At 53.7% G+C, this 16,489-nt stretch carries 18 protein-coding genes; all 18 read right to left on the bottom strand.

Translation table 11 applies throughout. The annotated features are described in order from the left end of the window. Positions 1 to 8: 8 nt before the first annotated feature. Positions 9 to 644: a hypothetical protein gene (locus LZP69_RS10670; RefSeq protein WP_234200539.1), complete on the bottom strand. Its 636-nt coding sequence runs from the start codon at positions 642 to 644 to the stop codon at positions 9 to 11. Then, positions 641 to 1,231: a hypothetical protein gene (locus LZP69_RS10665; protein ID WP_234200538.1), complete on the bottom strand. Its 591-nt coding sequence runs from the start codon at positions 1,229 to 1,231 to the stop codon at positions 641 to 643. The genes LZP69_RS10670 and LZP69_RS10665 overlap by 4 nt, the downstream gene beginning before the upstream one ends. A gap of 82 nt (positions 1,232 to 1,313) precedes the next feature. Then, positions 1,314 to 1,721: a hypothetical protein gene (locus LZP69_RS10660; protein WP_234200537.1), complete on the bottom strand. Its 408-nt coding sequence runs from the start codon at positions 1,719 to 1,721 to the stop codon at positions 1,314 to 1,316. Between the two features lie 64 nt (positions 1,722 to 1,785). After that, positions 1,786 to 4,680 (bottom strand): tape measure protein, encoded by a 2,895-nt coding sequence (locus tag LZP69_RS10655; RefSeq protein WP_234200535.1) that lies wholly within the window; start codon positions 4,678 to 4,680, stop codon positions 1,786 to 1,788. Positions 4,681 to 4,804: 124 nt separating this feature from the next. Further along, a complete protein-coding gene (locus LZP69_RS10650; protein WP_234200534.1) occupies positions 4,805 to 5,119 on the bottom strand; it encodes a hypothetical protein in 315 nt (104 codons plus the stop codon). Positions 5,120 to 5,142: 23 nt separating this feature from the next. Continuing rightward, complete coding sequence (locus tag LZP69_RS10645; protein WP_234200532.1) at positions 5,143 to 5,481, bottom strand: hypothetical protein; 339 nt, start codon at positions 5,479 to 5,481, stop codon at positions 5,143 to 5,145. Between the two features lie 32 nt (positions 5,482 to 5,513). Continuing rightward, a complete protein-coding gene (locus LZP69_RS10640; protein WP_234200531.1) occupies positions 5,514 to 6,419 on the bottom strand; it encodes a hypothetical protein in 906 nt (301 codons plus the stop codon). A 32-nt stretch (positions 6,420 to 6,451) separates the two neighbouring features. Then, positions 6,452 to 6,874 carry a phage tail terminator protein gene (locus LZP69_RS10635; protein WP_234200530.1) on the bottom strand — a complete coding sequence of 141 codons (423 nt, stop codon included), beginning with the start codon at positions 6,872 to 6,874 and terminating at the stop codon, positions 6,452 to 6,454. Next, positions 6,874 to 7,299, bottom strand: coding sequence for a gp436 family protein (locus LZP69_RS10630; protein WP_234200529.1), 426 nt, complete (start codon positions 7,297 to 7,299; stop codon positions 6,874 to 6,876). Before LZP69_RS10630 ends, LZP69_RS10635 begins: the two co-directional genes overlap by 1 nt. Continuing rightward, positions 7,299 to 7,775: an HI1506-related protein gene (locus tag LZP69_RS10625; RefSeq protein ID WP_234200528.1), complete on the bottom strand. Its 477-nt coding sequence runs from the start codon at positions 7,773 to 7,775 to the stop codon at positions 7,299 to 7,301. The genes LZP69_RS10630 and LZP69_RS10625 overlap by 1 nt, the downstream gene beginning before the upstream one ends. 92 nt (positions 7,776 to 7,867) lie before the next feature. Continuing rightward, on the bottom strand, positions 7,868 to 8,761 hold the full coding sequence (locus LZP69_RS10620) for a Mu-like prophage major head subunit gpT family protein (RefSeq protein ID WP_234200527.1): 894 nt from the start codon (positions 8,759 to 8,761) through the stop codon (positions 7,868 to 7,870). A gap of 67 nt (positions 8,762 to 8,828) precedes the next feature. Next, entirely contained in the window at positions 8,829 to 9,227 is a 399-nt protein-coding gene (locus LZP69_RS10615; protein WP_234200526.1) for a hypothetical protein, read from the bottom strand. A gap of 69 nt (positions 9,228 to 9,296) precedes the next feature. Next, positions 9,297 to 10,493, bottom strand: a complete 1,197-nt coding sequence (locus LZP69_RS10610) for a phage protease (RefSeq protein ID WP_234200525.1) — start codon at positions 10,491 to 10,493, stop codon at positions 9,297 to 9,299. Between the two features lie 280 nt (positions 10,494 to 10,773). Continuing rightward, a complete protein-coding gene (locus tag LZP69_RS10605) occupies positions 10,774 to 11,253 on the bottom strand; it encodes a phage virion morphogenesis protein (protein WP_234200521.1) in 480 nt (159 codons plus the stop codon). Positions 11,254 to 11,375: 122 nt separating this feature from the next. After that, a complete protein-coding gene (locus LZP69_RS10600) occupies positions 11,376 to 12,602 on the bottom strand; it encodes a PBECR2 nuclease fold domain-containing protein (RefSeq protein ID WP_234200516.1) in 1,227 nt (408 codons plus the stop codon). A 2-nt stretch (positions 12,603 to 12,604) separates the two neighbouring features. Further along, the gene (locus LZP69_RS10595; protein WP_234200514.1) at positions 12,605 to 14,245 is read right to left on the bottom strand and encodes a DUF935 domain-containing protein; all 1,641 of its coding nucleotides are present in this window, start codon (positions 14,243 to 14,245) and stop codon (positions 12,605 to 12,607) included. After that, positions 14,245 to 15,912: a hypothetical protein gene (locus tag LZP69_RS10590; protein WP_234200512.1), complete on the bottom strand. Its 1,668-nt coding sequence runs from the start codon at positions 15,910 to 15,912 to the stop codon at positions 14,245 to 14,247. Before LZP69_RS10590 ends, LZP69_RS10595 begins: the two co-directional genes overlap by 1 nt. Continuing rightward, positions 15,912 to 16,487, bottom strand: coding sequence for a DUF3486 family protein (locus LZP69_RS10585; RefSeq protein ID WP_234200510.1), 576 nt, complete (start codon positions 16,485 to 16,487; stop codon positions 15,912 to 15,914). Before LZP69_RS10585 ends, LZP69_RS10590 begins: the two co-directional genes overlap by 1 nt. Between the last annotated feature and the right edge of the window lie 2 nt (positions 16,488 to 16,489).

Genomic DNA, 16,489 nt, shown 5'->3' with positions numbered 1-16,489 from the left:
CAATGCTCCTACTTCTGTGACCGGCGACCAGTGCTGTTGCTGCCATCCCCGCCCCGGCTTCCACCGCCAGACAGCTTGGCACTGCCACCGGGCACACCCCACTGCAGCTCACGCTCAGTGGTCTGGGCAACAAACTCGAAAAAATTATCCCCCGGATGACGGGCTTGCTGATCGGCATGGGTATAGCGGCCATTGCGGGCGCGCTTCCAGTCCACGCCACGGCTATTAAGATCCAGCTGTAAACTGGCGCTGCTACCATCGCGCAGCGTCATCACATCCATCCGGCCACTAAACAGCACATCGGCCGCTAACACAGTGCCGGTTTGCTCATCAAAGGCGGCTAATAAAATTTGTCCAGGACGGTTTTGGTATTGCTCGGTTAAGGCGGTAGACACCAGCGCAGGCGGGATGCCCGAAAGCGTCAGGCGCAGCTTGTTAGGCTGCACCTTGCCGTTTTGCGTGACCGCGCCAATCTTCCCCAGCACGCCAACCCCTAAATAACTGTCAGCATCATAAGCAATAGTGCCGACACCGCTATGCACACACACCAGGCCAGAAGCAAAGTCGAGTTTGGTCAGCAAAATGGCGCACACATTACTCTGACGCAGGTAGGCTTTTAGTTGCGGGGTAGCGAAACCTATCATGCGTAGATATCCTCCACGAACGACAGGCTCACGCTCGATAACACCAGCTTTTTGCTGCTGCGGCGCATGCCCTGGTTGTCATCAATAAACCGCATGGTGGCCTGTGGCGTATCTAGGGTAACGGTTGCACCATTGGCGGGCGATGCTCTGAGCGCAGGCTCAAATGTAAAGGTGCAAGCGCCACCGGCATCGGCCACGGCGTCGGCGGTCAGCACCAGCAGCTGTGAGCCCACCTGGATATAGTGACCTGCAGGTAAAATGGCATTCGCCAACCAAGTGACATTGAGCTGTTTGCCTGCTTGCCCGCCACCTAAAACCTGCGGTGCTGAGGCAAAGCTCGGGTTACTGATGGCATGGTCATGCAGTTGGGTACGCTCGGCCATGCCGCGCATCGATGCCACAAAGCTGTGCAGCTTTGCGCCCTGGGCACGGCTTAAGTTGCTAAAGGTTAGGTTGGCTTCCCAATAGGCACCAGGCAGGCTTAAGGTTTGCACCTGGTTGTTATAGGGGTTGCTAAATGCACGAGTGCGATGGACTAACCGCCAATCGCACTGAGTAGGAAAAATGTCATCGGGAAATGTGACCATAGCCAACCAAATTGAGCATCATAAAAGTGATACCCCATTGTGGCTGGCTGCTGTGGTTGAGCGGATTTGAAAGGTTTCGGGATTACTTTAGAAATGCGCCAATAATCGCTGGCACTGCGGCTGATGTTACTTCTTTTACCCCACCTTTAATGACATCGGCAAATGTTGGCTTACTCTCAAGGCTATCAATCGTTACACTGGCGGCCTGTAATCCTTTAGGCGTGACCACATACCAACTTGGTTGAGAAACATAATTTGTTTTTACACGTATATATCCCTCATGCGTTAACCATGAAATCGTATCTTGCACTTTTTGGTTAAGTAAACCCAAGTGTTGAAAAAGCTTCACTTCATCTGTTGGTTCAGGGAAAAACTCACCGACTTCTCTGGCAATCTTCTTATGGTCTAATTCAACTTCCGATGGAAACTCTTCCAAGCAGAGTCTGAATATTTCGATTGTTGCAACATTAAAAATATCTTTAGATTCCATTAGCCAACCTCATAGTAATTAATTGACCAATAGTAATAACGCGGCTCGCTGCTGAGCGCAAATACTACCGACTCGCCTGCCACACATCACCACGATTATTAAGATCCTCCACCACCGCGCTTTTGGTCATGGCCACCAGCTGTGGTAATACGTCGGCTAAGCTGTCGGCTTGCGCCTCATTGCTCACCACTATGGTGTTGTGCTGCTCGATGCTCAGCTGCTTGCGACCACCACCGCCATTGGCGCTGGCACTCATGGCATTCATCAGGGTTTGTTGCTGCTTGCGGGTGTACACGGTTTCGCCGCCATCGAGCAGATAAGTCCCCTCCCTGGGGATGGTGCCGCCGCCGTGGAATTGACCGATAATGCTTGGCAACAAGGCGATCCCCGCCATCATCGCCGCCATACCGACCACGGCACTGCTACCCCATGAGGCCATTGCCGAGGTGGCTGCAGCGGGTGCCATCGATGTCGCTACAGCGGTTCCTGTCGAGGCGGCTTCTGCCTTGGTCGCGATCCCTTGTGTCTTAGTTAGCGCCATATCTTTAGCGGCTGCTAACGCTCGCTGAACACCCCATTCAACCAGCAGCTTAATCGCCTCTTTGCTCACGCCCCGCAACAATTCCTTAGTGCCCTCACCAAAATTTTTGGCTTCAAACATGGCATCGGCAGTCACTTGGCCAATACCAGCAGAGAAGCGATCGACACTGTTTTCCCATAGCTGATCAAAGTCCATGGCCACATCGCCATTAATGCCTTTCATCGCCTCTGCGTGACGCTTTTGTTCAGCCTCGATCAGCAGATTAATCTGGTTACGCTTTAGCGCCTCAGTCTCAGGGGTGGCCGCCAGTTCGGCATTGAGGATCCCCAAGTTTTCAGTGTGATTTTGCTGCTCGGTATAGGCCGGATCCAGCTTACCGCGCAAATTGTCGAACTCAGAGGGCTTAGTATATTCGCTCTTCAGTGCAGCCAGCAGCTGCTTACGCCGCTCCAGCGGCACGTTAGCCTTTTCAAAATAGGTTTTTAGCAATTGCTCTTTGGCCGCCATTTCATCGGCGGCGCTGCCGACAGGATCGAGCACGGCCAGCAAGGCTTTCAGCTCTTTTGCCTGTTCTTTAGCGGCATCTTTGGCAGCCTTAGTCGCATCGGCACTGGCCTTGGCGGCATCGATCTCTTTGGCCGTCTGTAAAATCTTGGCATTGACCACAGGGTCGAGGTCTTTTAACGCACCATGCTCTATCTCATAGCGCACCTTGGCCGCTTCGCTCACCTCGCCATAGAGGGCCTTTTGCTTGGTAAGATTATCCAGTAGCTGCTGCTGTTGCTTGTCAATTGTGGACGTACTGGATGAATCCCCCGGAGAGTTCGTTAACTCAGGCAATCCCACATTAAACAGCTTCTGCTGCGCTTCACTCGCATCGTTAAGCTTTGCCTCTAGGCTACCAATATATGCCTCAAGTTCCTCAATACGCTTAACACTAAACATGACTGCAGTATCTGAGCCAGTAAAGCCTTTCGCTATTAAGCTATCTATTTCAGCCTGAGCATCGATCATCTTCTGCCGATACTCATTCATTTTTGTCGATAGTTTACTGAGTTCGATACCACGTTGAGCATCATTCATTGAGTTAAGTTTGCTATTAAGCTTTTCAACTTCACTCGTTAAACCTGCGATTGGCTTTTCAGCAGAAGATGCCTCATAGGCTAAATAAGCAATACCCGATGCCGCCATCAGGGCAAAACCTACAGGGCCACCGACCAATGCAGTCACTGCACCAAATGCTCGCGTAGCCGAAGTCGCCTGCTTGGTTGCAATCGTCTGTGCTTCTCGGGCAGCGGTTAATCTGGCTTCAGCAGCTACAGCTTGTCCCGATGTCAACGCAGCCGCACGCTGCACTTTAGCCCGTTGCACCTCTGCCTCTGCTGCTGCAATAGTCGCCATGCGAGTCGCTGCCGCCGCATAGGCATTTTTAACTAAGCTCGCTGCATGCAGCGCCCCCGCTTGAGTCGCACGAGTCAATGCCACTACCACGACTCCACCAAACACTTGCTGCAGCGTATTGGCATTATCCGTCGCCCAGGTTAAGCCATCGGTAACAGCCGATAAAACCGGGGTTAAACTGTCATTAATCGGGCTTTCAAAGGCGACCAACAATTGCTGATAGGCGTTTTTCATGTCGCGGGTCTGAGCACTGATGTTGGCAGCGGTCGCCGCTGCTGCACCCTCGTACTCCTGCAACGCTTTAATCAGGTTGTTGCGCAAAAACTCGGAGGTCACCTTACCTTCAAGCACCATACGCCTAAAGCCACCGGCACTGAGTCCAGCGGCTCTGTCCATCTTATTAAGCAAACCTGGCATGGGCTCAACCAACTGGTTCAGCTCTTCGGCGCGCACTATGGGCGAGGCTAACGCCTGCGACAGACCATACATGGACTGGCCCAGCTGCACCGAGCTGGCACCTAAGGCTGACTGGGCGTTACTCATGCCCTCTAAAATCGCACGTGACTGGCTTTGAGTTAACAAGCCAGAGTCCACCAGATTGAGCATGGCCGCATAGTTATCCGCCAGCGGAATAAGCTCTTTATGGTGCTCACGGGTCAGCTGCAGCAGATACTTTTCATTATTGGCATAGGCGGCCGTGGTACCCGATAAACTCTGCAACCGGGTACGCACATCCTGAAAGGCGGCTAAGTCCTGGGTAACTTTCTGACCTAAATTGATGGCTGACAAGCCAGCAAAGGCGCTCAGCGCCATGTGGCTCATATGTTTAATTGACTTGGCCGTGGCGGCCGATTGACGGTCGAGCTGACTTAAGCCCTGAGAAGCTTGATTGCTGGCACCTTTCGTTTGGCCCAGCTTAGTATTAAGATTAGAGACTACCGTTTTAGTATTGTTGACAGTGGCGATCAGTTGTTTGCCATCGGCACTTAAGGTCAGTGCTACTTTTAAATCATTCATCCTCATACCTTTTTGGCTAACAAGTGTGGAGCAAATATGAATCTGGTACTGCTATTAGGCTTTGTAGTGTGTGTGGCATTTGCTTGCCACTTATTCGCCAAACTGGTGCTGTGGTGGTTACTGCCTAAGTCGTAAGCTTGTCATTAAACAGCTCGGTCACCGTATGGGCGATGAGCCTGAGCTTCTGATAATCCTCCACCGACACCTCGCGGCCACTTAACTCACTGTCAGCCTTGACCGCCAGCACATCGAGCCCCATACAGACGCACTCGTTATACCGCAGCAGATCCTGCACCTGCCACCACCAGTTCAGCGCCGCCTCATGTTCATCCCAAAACACAATCGGCGCATCCTCTTCGGGGGCCTTGTCCTCAATCCCCAGCAGCTGCAGCTCCTTATCTAACTGGCGCTGCTCGGCTTTTGAGGTGGGTGTGCGCAAATACAGCTCGCGCACACCGTCTATCAGTTTTTTCTTGCCGCCTCGCCGGTATTGGCCGCGCGGTAAGCATGCAGCAGCGCATCGGTAAAAGGCGCGTGCTGATATAACGCCGCACGGTTCTCTTCAGTGTCTGCCAGTGGTGAACCATCAGTGGCATTAATGCCGCTAAAGCCCGTTAAAATAGCGTCAAACAGGGCTTTATTACCCTCACTTAACTTGTCCATGTACTTGTCTGTGGGCAGTAAATTGAGATCGAGATAAATCTCAAGTTCAGTGACTTTGCCACCATCGGCCGCCACTTTAATGGTGGCGGGCCACTGCTTTACCTGACGTTCTGGGCTAAACACAAATGCGTTAGTCATTATTTTTCCTTAACTATATTGAGCGAAATGGGTTATTGGGTGGTAAGAAGATCGCCATTACCCAGTGGACGCACAGGGATCTCATAGGTCAAAGTGCCATCTTGCTCACCATACTCAGGGCGGCCTAGCTGCAGCTGACTGGTGGCAAAGATCACCTGGTTAGTGGCCTCGCCATGGGTCAGGTTAAATGGCAGCACTGCCGTATTAGCCGCGAACGGGTCAAAGTTGCCCAAGGTATCGGCCTCCAGTACCAGCTTACCGCTTGGCTTGTAATCGGTGATGATCACCTCTTCATGGCCAACATACTCTTGGTGCACCACTTCATTGCCCTGGTCATATTCAAAGCTAATAAGCTTTATGGCGTTGCCATCTAAGCTGCAGGACGAGTTGGCCGCACCCACCTTCATCGGTGTTTTCCAGGCGCTAAAGTCAGTCACCGGCATGGCATCGGCACTGACCGCCACAAATAAGCCGGTAAAGGTAAACATGATCTTAGGGAAATCTTTGGCCTTGGCTTCCAGCTTGAAACTGCCGCGTGCGCCCACTAAGGCATGCAGCGCGCCATCCAAATAGAAGTAAAAGGTCTGCGAGCTTGTGCCCGCTTCATCGATAGCCATATCGACACTGGAAGCGCCCACTGTTGTCTTGCGCAAACAGGCATCCAGCAAAGGCGCATAAGCCGGGGCTGTGGTGGCTACGCCGCTACCGGCCCAATCCACCCCAAATTCCAGGCTGACATAGGTTTCGGTTTCAATTTCGGCGCTGTTACCTAAGTTGCCGTCATCATAATCAAGCTCAGTATTCTCGCCCGCCATTGGGGTGATCTTCACCTCACGGCCTAACACCGCCGTGGCAGGCTCAGCCGCCGCAATGGCATCGACGCCGTAAGTCAATTCGGTGGCAAACACCAACGCTTTTTTTCTAAATTTACGAGCCATGGTTTATCTCCTTTCAGCCCCTGGCATGACAGCTAGAGGTGATTCGCATCTGCGGTGTATTCAGTCATAAAGCGGTCGAGCCAGGCGATATAACGATCACCAAGTTTTAGTAGGCGGCCACCGGCAAGCGACAGTGGCTCATGTTCATTGCTGGGTGACCAGCCGAACAGGCGCCCTCGCACCTGCTCGCGCATCGGGGTTAAATTGCCCGGCGTGCCATTGATGGTGGCCATCACACAGATCACCCCCACCTCCAGCTGCAATGACTGCAGATAGGGGCCGCTGCCGCGCACATCGGGACGCGCCTGTTCACTCAGTTCAATCACAAACAACTTAGGCAGACGGGTCTTGGTCTTATCATCCAGCGCAGACAGCTGCGACAGACCATCCACATCCACCCAGAGGGCATCTGCAGGATTGAGTCTGGCTTTGAGCAGCGCGACGATATCCTGCATCAGATAAACCCTTTACTGCTTGGCCGGGCAAACACACTGCCCGCGCTGTGGATCTCGGGCATATCCTGAGGGACGGCTTGAGCGCCTTCACTGCTGACGCCTAAGGTGATGCTGCCCTGAGCCACCTTCTCCAGGAATCGCACCGCGTCATCATTACGTTTGGCAACGGCATCACTGACGGCATCGTCGTACAGGCCATAGCGCGCCATGTCACAGCACAAACGAGCCAGCACGGGGAGCGGATTGGCCAAAGGCAAGGCGTAGCGCCCTGCCAAATAGCCGTCGATGATGGCGCTGGCATCAGCGATTGCCGTGTCCAGCACCGTCATCACCACACCACCCGCTGTGCCGTCGCGGTCGGTGAGCGCTATTAACTCCTGCTCACCGAAACGCGCTATCATCTGCTCAGCCGTGGCGTAAGGCATTACTCAGCCCCTTCGTCTTTCAGGTCGCTGTCAGCATCTGCAGGCACTTCCACCTTGATTGCCCCAATAGCGGCGACCAATTCGGCTTTCTTCATGCCCTTGAAGCCCTCGATCTCCATGTCTTCAGCAAGCTGCTTAAGCTCAGCTACCGTCATGTCATCGAGCGACTTAACCGTGCCATCATGCTCTTGTACACCGGCAATGGTACCTTCAAGGCTTTTGTCTACGCCGCCATCCACTGCTGCTGATGCCAGGGCCCCTTGCGATAGTGCTGATGGATCTGCTTGTGGCGCTGCGTCGTCTGCCGCCACCACTTTAAGGCGTGGATCGCTGCAAAGCTGTGCCAGCTGAGCCTCAGTGAAGGTATTGCCTTCAAAGCGGTTTTCACCCTTAGCCAGCGCCACACCCGCTCGGCGATAGCCAGCGTGAACCAAACAGGTAACGATAACAGCCTGTGTAATAAGTAATTTAGCCATTTCATGTATGCTCCAAGTTAAAAGTGGTGGGTAAGCTACTTCGCTTACACTTACCCACCAAGGGAGAGAAAGGTTGATAATCCTAATCTGGGTTAATCCAGCCAAGGCACCACTAGCACCTCAACTGTCTTGTACAGTGGGTTGTCACCACCGCCATCTAAGGTGCGGGTCATGATCAAGGCTTCGGCAGCCGCCTCGTTACTTGGCCCCACCACCAGCAAGTTAGGCATCACCGCCAATGGGCGCCCCTCGTCAGACTTGAGGCTCTTCATCCCCGTGCGCGCCGCCTTGAAGTTGGCCGCATCCAGCACAGCTTTCGAGCCGAACGCCAGCTGCCACAGACCAAAGCCGGCATTGACTCGGGCATCGACGCCGTAGCGGTATTCGTCACGCATAAACACCGCTTCATCATCGTCTTTGGTCATCGCCTTGATGGCGTAATCGCGGCGACGCTGGAAGATAAGCGGCTTAATCGGACGGTTCACATCCAGCAGGAACCAGGGCGCCCCGGCACCGGCCTGCATGTTACTCACCGAGGTGATGCCGCCATCTTCATTGCCGACAGGGTGGTCGGTGTCGAAGAAGTTCTGGCCGTCATAACAGGCCGTGGTAAAGCCTGCTGCCAGCAAGGCGTACACCAGTTCATCCGGGTGGGTTGCCGCGGCATAGCCCATCTCTTCAAACAACGGGGTAAACACGCCATAGGTGTCGTCATCGATGTCATCACGGGGGATGGCCACACTCGATTCAAACTTCTTGTTGACCACGCTGTAGGCATGGGCTGCCAGGCTCTTTAACTGGCGATCGCCAATCCACTCACGTAAACGCGGGAACTGGCCCAGCCAGGCGTAAGTGGTGCTGGCTGTGGTGGACGGGACTAAGGTCGCCACTTTCTGCCACTGGGGGTTTGTGTCTTTTAAGCCCTTGTTAAACGCCGTTTTAATGGCGACAAACAGGGACGATAAATTAGCCTTGTTAATGATCATTGCTGATTCCTTACTGATGAATAATAAAATCGGTTATCGCTACGCTTGGGCTGAGCAACAGCGAGCGTTAGGCGATATCCACCCACACACCCACGGCCTCGACATCGACAATGGTGCCCAATGCGCTGCGGGTGGTACCGCCATCGCTGTTGGCCACTGTCTCATCGTCCACCACATAGGCACTCGCGCCGATATCGGCACGGGTGATGGTGCCGTCGTTTAAGAAACGGTGGCAGCCGTTACGAGTAGTAATGCTTTTATCTCCGGCATTGCCTGCGCTGTTGTCCACTTGCGCCTGTGCCACGCCGCGCGCGCTGAGGCCCGTCGCGGTAGTGCCGGGCACGGCATTGCCTGATGCATCGAGCATCACAATCGCACCGGCATAAATCATCGTTGCCGCCGCCACTGGGTCGCTGCGTAAATCGTTGGCACGTTGTGGGGTGCCTCTGTCTTTGGTTAACGCCATGGTTAGGCTCCTTTTGCTTAAGTTAACTAACTGCTCGCCATGGCGCGCAGCGCGAATGGGTAAACCGGCTTACGCCTTGGCCGCCTTGTACTCTTCAGCCGTGATGCCCATGTTTTTACACACGGCCAACTCTTCGGCGCTCAGCTCATCCTTGTTGCCATCTGGCTTGTCTTTGCCATTGGTCTGGGTGGATTTAAGCGCGGCAATTGAGGGGCGAGCCTCCAGCATGGCTTTGAGCGCCGCGACACCTTGCTGCTCGGCAAAGCTTTTGAGGTAATCGGTTTCAGACTCAAACACCTTGTCGGCGTTGTCTTTGAGCAACTGCGTGACAGAGTCTTTGTCATTGCCCGCTTTGAGGGCGGCAAAGGCGGTCACCTGGGCGTCATAGGTGACCTTGGGCACATACTGGCTCAAGTCAACCTTGCCCTCTTTGGCTTTAAGGGCGGTCACAGTTTCTTTTGCCTGGTTAAGCTCAGTTTCCAGGGTGCCTGCGCGATCAGCCTTGGTTTTTAAGGCAGCAATGGCCGTTTCAGCTTTATCCGTCGCGGCTTTTAAGGCGGCTTCGTTGCTTAAGTCACCTTCGGTTTCGATACCAATTAAACCCAGTAACAGTTTGAGTGCTTCATTCATCGGTTGGCTTCCTTCTATCAGGTTGGGTGAGTCAGTTCGGCCATGACCGGCCTTAAGTGCGGCAATGGCTTTCATGCCATCGAGCGCCGGGTCATTGGTCAGGGCAACATGGAGTAAACGGGTGGGACGACCGCTTTGGGTGTCGTAGGCAAACACCGCCGAGGTATAGCGGTATTCTTTATTGGTAATGTACTGGGCTGCAGGCGCAGTCCAGTCAACATTCAGCGCAAACACCCCTTGCCCTGGCACATACTCCAGCTGCTTAAACCAGCCTGCTGCAGGGGCGGGTTTGCCATTGTCATCGGCGTTGAGGGTCTGGTGTTCATAGTCAAAATGGAAATCGTTTTCGCGGGCGTTAGCGTTGGCCTGCAGCATGGCAAAGGCCAGGTCATCCATCAGCCACTTGCCGCTGTCCACGTCAAAGGGGCGACCATCTTTGGCCGAAAACAGGCCATCGGGCAGCAGCTGCACCCGGCGGGCAATGCTCTTATCAGCACCTGTTTTGTCGGCGTCGGCATCAGTATCGATGGCGGCCAAGGTAAAATTGAGCGCCGCCAGCGACTCGCCCTCACCGGCTAGGTGGGCAGTTTGGGCAGTCAGGACTGCTATGGATTCAAACGCGGTATGTGTTTTCATGACCCCATATTGCGGGGTCACGGATCAGGTGGGGATTGGAAAGGTTTCGGGAATTATGAGTTAGGTTTCACATCGTTTTGAAATTGAGCCAAACACTCAGCAAAGGTCTTTTTCACTAAAACGCATCCATGTTTAATATCTCCTTGCAGCATAACCCAGTTTAAACCCTGTTTAAATCTCTCTTAACGCTTTTAACTGGTTCTGGTGAATACAAGGAGATACAAAAGGTTAGTTAAGGGCTTAAATCGCCTCTGAGAGCTTCGGAGTAAATCAAGAAAGGTTAAGGCAACCCTCGGATGAGGTAATCGCCCACTATCGCCTCCACCTCATCCTTTTCAAATGGCGCCATGCCTAAAAACTCACGGGCGGGGATTTCGACACCTGGGATCCAACTGCGTTCCCCTGTAATACCGCCAAACTGATGCATGGCAGCGTAAACTTCATTACTCCCTAGGCTTAAGGTGTCACTACTGATTTGATAATGCAGGGTATCGGCCAGAGTGCCGACATCGGACAGAATTCTGTCCAGCCTTGCCCCTTTAGCGGCCTTCATATCCAATGTCGTGCTACTGAGCGGCTCCCATGGCGAACCATCGGGTGCCTGCATATCCACAAAGCGTTGTTGAGTGTTGTCGTGTAGATAAGCCCCAATCTTTCCCAGCACCGGCGATAGATTATGGCCTTGTTTCAATAGACTGTTGAGCGCCTTGGTCAGCCCCTTTTCGCCACGGTAATCGACCTTGATGTAACTACCTGCCATCTTGCCTCCCTTACAATAATTGCCTTATACTCAGCGCAGGTGGATTAATTCGGTTGCGGTGTGGCGTGAGAATTAATTGCCAGTGTAGCTATCACCACACGGATAGCAGGCACTTTAGCAAATTACTCATCCTTCCCATCTCCATCTGCCGAATATAACAAACTGCCACGACGCTGTTTGTTAAGATAGCTACCCGGCGTTAAGGGAATAAATGTCCACGCCTCGATACGTCCTTTAACCACCTGGGCGACCAACAACAGGCTTTTGTTTTTGCCGATATTAACGACTTTGATATACCTCAGGCGCAGCGCCACCTTACCCGTACCCAGATGTTTTTCAAACGCGGCCCACACTTCCTGCGGTGTGGCGATCACATCGGTCAGTAGGGGAATAAAACGTGAGCGGTGTAGGTCTTTACTCAGGTGTTCAACCAAGGCGGCACTGTTGATGTAAACCGACAGGCTGTTGGTGGGGCCAGAGACAATCGCCTCCTCACCAAAGGCTTTATGCACAGTATCGCTGAGTTCATCCAGCGTTTGCGCACTGGGTGCCAGCACCGCGCTGGTGTTAATAGCAGGCAACACCGCAGGTAAGCCCAACGTCTTCCAGGTGTCCGAGGTCAAACTTTGCCAAGCATCGGCCTTTTGTGCCTGCCATGCCTGCATCTGCTCACTGGTTAACCGTTTCCCTAAACTAGCCTCACCCACGCTGTAGTCAAAGCCGGGGTCGATACCTTTGGGTATCTGATGCACTTCGCCGGTACGTTTATCCGTCCAGTCTCTGACACCGTCCTCTGGTGCGGGTGTCACGGTGATGCCACGGCGCTCCATGTCATATCGACTGACACCATAGACCCGACACCGGCAACCCCAGCCGTTCTGGGGAAAATGCGTTGACCACCAAGGGTCGGTCTTTGGCAAAACAGTACCATGCCACTTAAGGTGCAGTTCGCGTGGATAGCGGCTATCCCCGTGAGCATAACGCCAATAATCAAACTGCTGTAGCTGCGCGTAACGCCCCGCATTATAGCTTTGCAGCATATTGGTTTGGTAGATCACTTTAGCACGCCAAGCGGCGCTGCCTGTGTGTGCCCAGCCGTGTTTAGCGACGATATTTTTAAACTCTGACTGAAACCAGGTAAGCGACTTGCCATCGGCTATGGCGGCATCGACGGCGCTACGCAGATCAACTAATAAATCATGTTTCATTGCCCCCGCCACCACAAACGCCTTGGCATGGCTTCCCTGCCAAATATCGTTCCAACGCTCTGTGGGCAGGTTGAGCTTATCGCGAAAGAAGCTGATCTGCTCGTTAAAGGGTAGGCTGCCGTAACGGACTTTTGTCGGCATAGCTAGCGCCCCTCACTCACGTCATACTGACCCGCAAGATCTGCCGATACCATGGCCAGCTGCAAGATCTCACTGGCTTCGTCGATATTCAAGTCCAGCTCGGCCAGCTTGACCTGCAGCTCTTCCAGCGACGTTACACCATTAACCAGCGCCTGCACCTCATCGCTAAAGCCTTGCAACACTGGGCTCATCTCATCCACTAGCTGAACATTCATCTCATCCAATGGCTGATCATCATTAACAACGTCTTGCTGCTCGGCCTGTTGTTTAAGTGCCACAATGCGTTTTATTGCCAACTGCTTCAGCTTTGTTTGACTCACCTCCTGCTCGGATGACTTAGCACCAATTGCAAGTACCGGCTCATCCTTTTGCGCGATGGGGATCTGCAGTTTCTCTTGTGCCCAGGACTGCGGAATGGCAAAGCCAATCTCAACCAGCTTTGGCAGCGACTCGGCATAGGCTTTGATGTCCTCGGCCTCTACCAGGTTAAATTCAAGCCGTGGCGCGCGGCTGCTATGGCGATAGCTCTTGCCGTTGAGCATATACAGCGGCAGCACTAAGTCACGGCTGAGGGTATTGGCGATCTGCTTGAGGTCTGAGTCACGCAGTTCCTGACGCACCTCGTTATGGACATTACCCAGGGCATTGGTCGAGCTTTTACCGTCGGCCTGACTGGTGAGCGTGCCGCCCAAAATGGTTTTAGAGATGGTTTTCTCCATCAGCGACACCATGTATTCAAACGGATCTTTGCCGCCCTTGGCCGCCTCGGTAAAGTCGATCTCCATCCCCTTGGGGATGATGCCACCGGCATTGTGGCCGATGCTCATCACCGCCTGCAGCAAGGTAGCCTTCTCGCTTTTACCGGCACCAGCGGGGTATTTACCCAGACGCAGCGGCAAGCCGTAGATCTCCAGAAACTCAGCGAGGTCTCTAACACTGTAGTTTTTAAACAGGTAGGGCCAAGCGAGCACCCGAGCTAAGCCATTGCGGCTCAAGTAGCCTGACTTGGTTTTATGGATATGGCTGACCCAGCCAAAGGGCTGCAGCGCCTCACCATGCAGGCTGTTATCGCGCAAGCGCAGCTCGTTGCGGCTGAGGCCGCTCTCGCTGCCAGGTAACATAAACCAACTGGGATCTTTAAAATTAAACGCCTCAGGCAGCCATAACTTCTCCTGGCGCTGCCAGACAATCTCGCTGTTTGAAAACCCTTTTAAGATGGCGTCCGACATATCGAAGATGAGATCGTCCAAAATCGACAGGTCATCGAGCAGCTCATGCAGCAACTCACAATCGGCCTGTTCAGCGGCGCTGGCATTGCGGGGGGGCACAATTTGCCACTCCACGCCCAGCAGCGCACGGCGGCGTTTTTGCAACTCAGAGAAGATGTGGCCATCTTTCTCTTCCATGTCTTCGGCTAGCTCACACTGGGCGATCAAATCGCCCTGTTCGGCCTGCTGCAGCAAGCCCGCCAGTTTGGTCGGTGTCAGCCCTCGTGTAGGGTGGCTGGCGTAGTGTGACTGCAGATGGGCGAGCCGCGCCTTATCGGTTTGCGATGTCGTCAGCTGCTTGTCGCTCACCTTATAGCGGGTGCCGTTCTTGTCGGTATGAGTGTCGGTTTGCTTGTCTGTATGAGTCTCAGCCATTACCAGGCTCCTTGTTCATAACTGCCTGCATAGAGGTCGTCATCATGGTGGTCATCAAATAGGTCGTCATCATCTCGGCTGGCCTTGCTGGGTAGCGGGGTGTATTCAATGACACTGCCCTCCATCCAGCTGGCGCGAATGGCCATCACCAAACCGACGGCAAAGTCACCGTGGCGCTGCTGTCCCGTGACGGCACTCTTGTCTGAGCCTTTGTCGATTTTTGGTGTGCCGTTAACCACTTTGATCTTGCCCATATCATCAAGCACATCCTGGTGGCGTGGGATAGTCAGGTTCAGGTCTTCAAACTCGGCTTTTAACTTGGGCATCCATTCTCGGTACCAGGCTTCAGACAACATCACCTGATCCACCATATCGGTGCCGTAGCGGAACATGGCGGCCTCGGCCAAGTAGCCACCGTTACCCGTGGCATCAAAGGCCATACCTTGCAGACGCGGCAGATGATCACACACATAGAACAGCAGCTGGCGCTGGGTGTCGTAGGGCAGCTTGGCCAGCTCCAACACAAAGGGGGTGCGCTTGCTTAAATCCGGTTTTATCTCCAGCGGCACAAACACCGACAAGTCCCCCCGACGGGCAAAATCTTCCCCAAAGGCGTGATTCCATAAGGGGTTAAGTGTGTCCAGGTGAGGCTGAATCTGCTCGCACCACTCTTTGACCTGGATGTGCCGATGGGCATCAGACCAGGTTTCAAAATCTTTGGGGGCGGTGAAGCGCAAGATAGGAATGGAGCCATCTTTCACCATGGCCTCTTCGATCAACACCCGTTTGATGTAAGTACCACCGCCCGACTTAGGCACGCAGCCATATTCTTCCAGGGCGTCCTCTTCGGTGGCGGTACCTTTAAGCAAGCCTGCCTTCCAGTCATCTTCCGCTTGCTGACTCCACTGTGTCCCACGCACCTGGCAGATACGCTGATATAAGCCCTCACCGCAGGCATCATCTAAGGTGATACGGTGGACTGAGTAATCTTTTTTACCGGCACGGGAATCATTAATCAGCTCGTTAAACAGATTGTCGATGCCGTTGTGGGTAGAGATGAGGCGCACCTTGGCGCCCCACATGGTCAGTGCCAGCGCGGCCTTAAGCACCTCAGCTAAGCGGTCGTGAAAGGCCGCCTCATCGATGGTCACATTACCTTGCATACCCCGCAGATTAGATGGGTTTGAGGACAGCGCCTGAATTTTAAAGCCAGAAGCAAAGTAAATGGCAAAGGTGAGGATCTCTTTGCCATCTTTGCCTTCATCGATAAACACCTCTTCGCAGATATCACCTGCAGCCCTGTCAAACACCTTGGCCCACATGGCAGCAGCATCGATAAACTCGCGCGCCATCTCTTTATTACTGCCCACATAGAAATGATTGGTACCACCATGGCCACGGGCGGTGCCGGCCATTAATGCGGCATCGGCAGCCTCAGCCCAGGTTAAGCCGGTACGGCGGGATTTCTCGGCGATTTTCAGCTGTGACCTGTCTTCCAGCCAGCGTTTCTGGTACCCCAGCAAGACCTCACCTGGATCAAACTGCCTAAGCTGGGTTGCCTCAAAGTCGTGGTCAAAAGTGGAAATGGCAGACTTAACCGCCTTTGCAATTGCGGTGGTACCATCGTCGACTTTACCTATAGCACCGACATTCACAGCTTGATTCATTAAGCGATCCCCAAGATTTTGTTTCTCAACACTTCGGCCGCTTCCTCTGTCAGCCCTGCGGCCTTAGCCTCTTGCTCAACGGCATTGGCCGCCTCTTCGGCAAACAGTTTGCGGATCTCTTTCTCGCGCTTATGACTGGCCATGGCGGCACTCTCAAGCCGCTGCACCGCCAACATGGCCTCTTTAATCATGCCCACGTCTGCCGCTTCACCATCTTGATTTAACAGGGCTTTAAACAGCTGTGAACGCGCCATTTCAAGGATCAGTTTGGTGACTTCTCCCGTGGGTTTATCACCCAGTTCTGCCGTCCACACCTGAGTGATCTCACGCATTTCGCGCAGGCTTTTGCCCACGGCCTCCATCTTGGTGGCGTAACGATTGATCCCTGCACGGGATAGCTGCTGCTCTTCGGGTAGCCCTGCGGCTTTAATCAGCGCATTGACCTCTTCGAGCAGCTCCATCTGAGTGATAGAGCCATCGCGCAGGCCACTATCCAACCGCTTGCGGATATCATCGGGAAGCAAGTCCACCTTAGAACGGCGGCCACGGGTTGGGGTGTCAGTCTCCTTGCCCATAA

It is taken from the genome of Shewanella sp. AS1 (assembly GCF_021412565.1).
Classification (GTDB): Bacteria; Pseudomonadota; Gammaproteobacteria; order Enterobacterales; family Shewanellaceae; genus Shewanella.
Note: the sequence above shows the minus strand (reverse complement) of the source record. Positions and strands in the feature narration are given on the sequence as shown.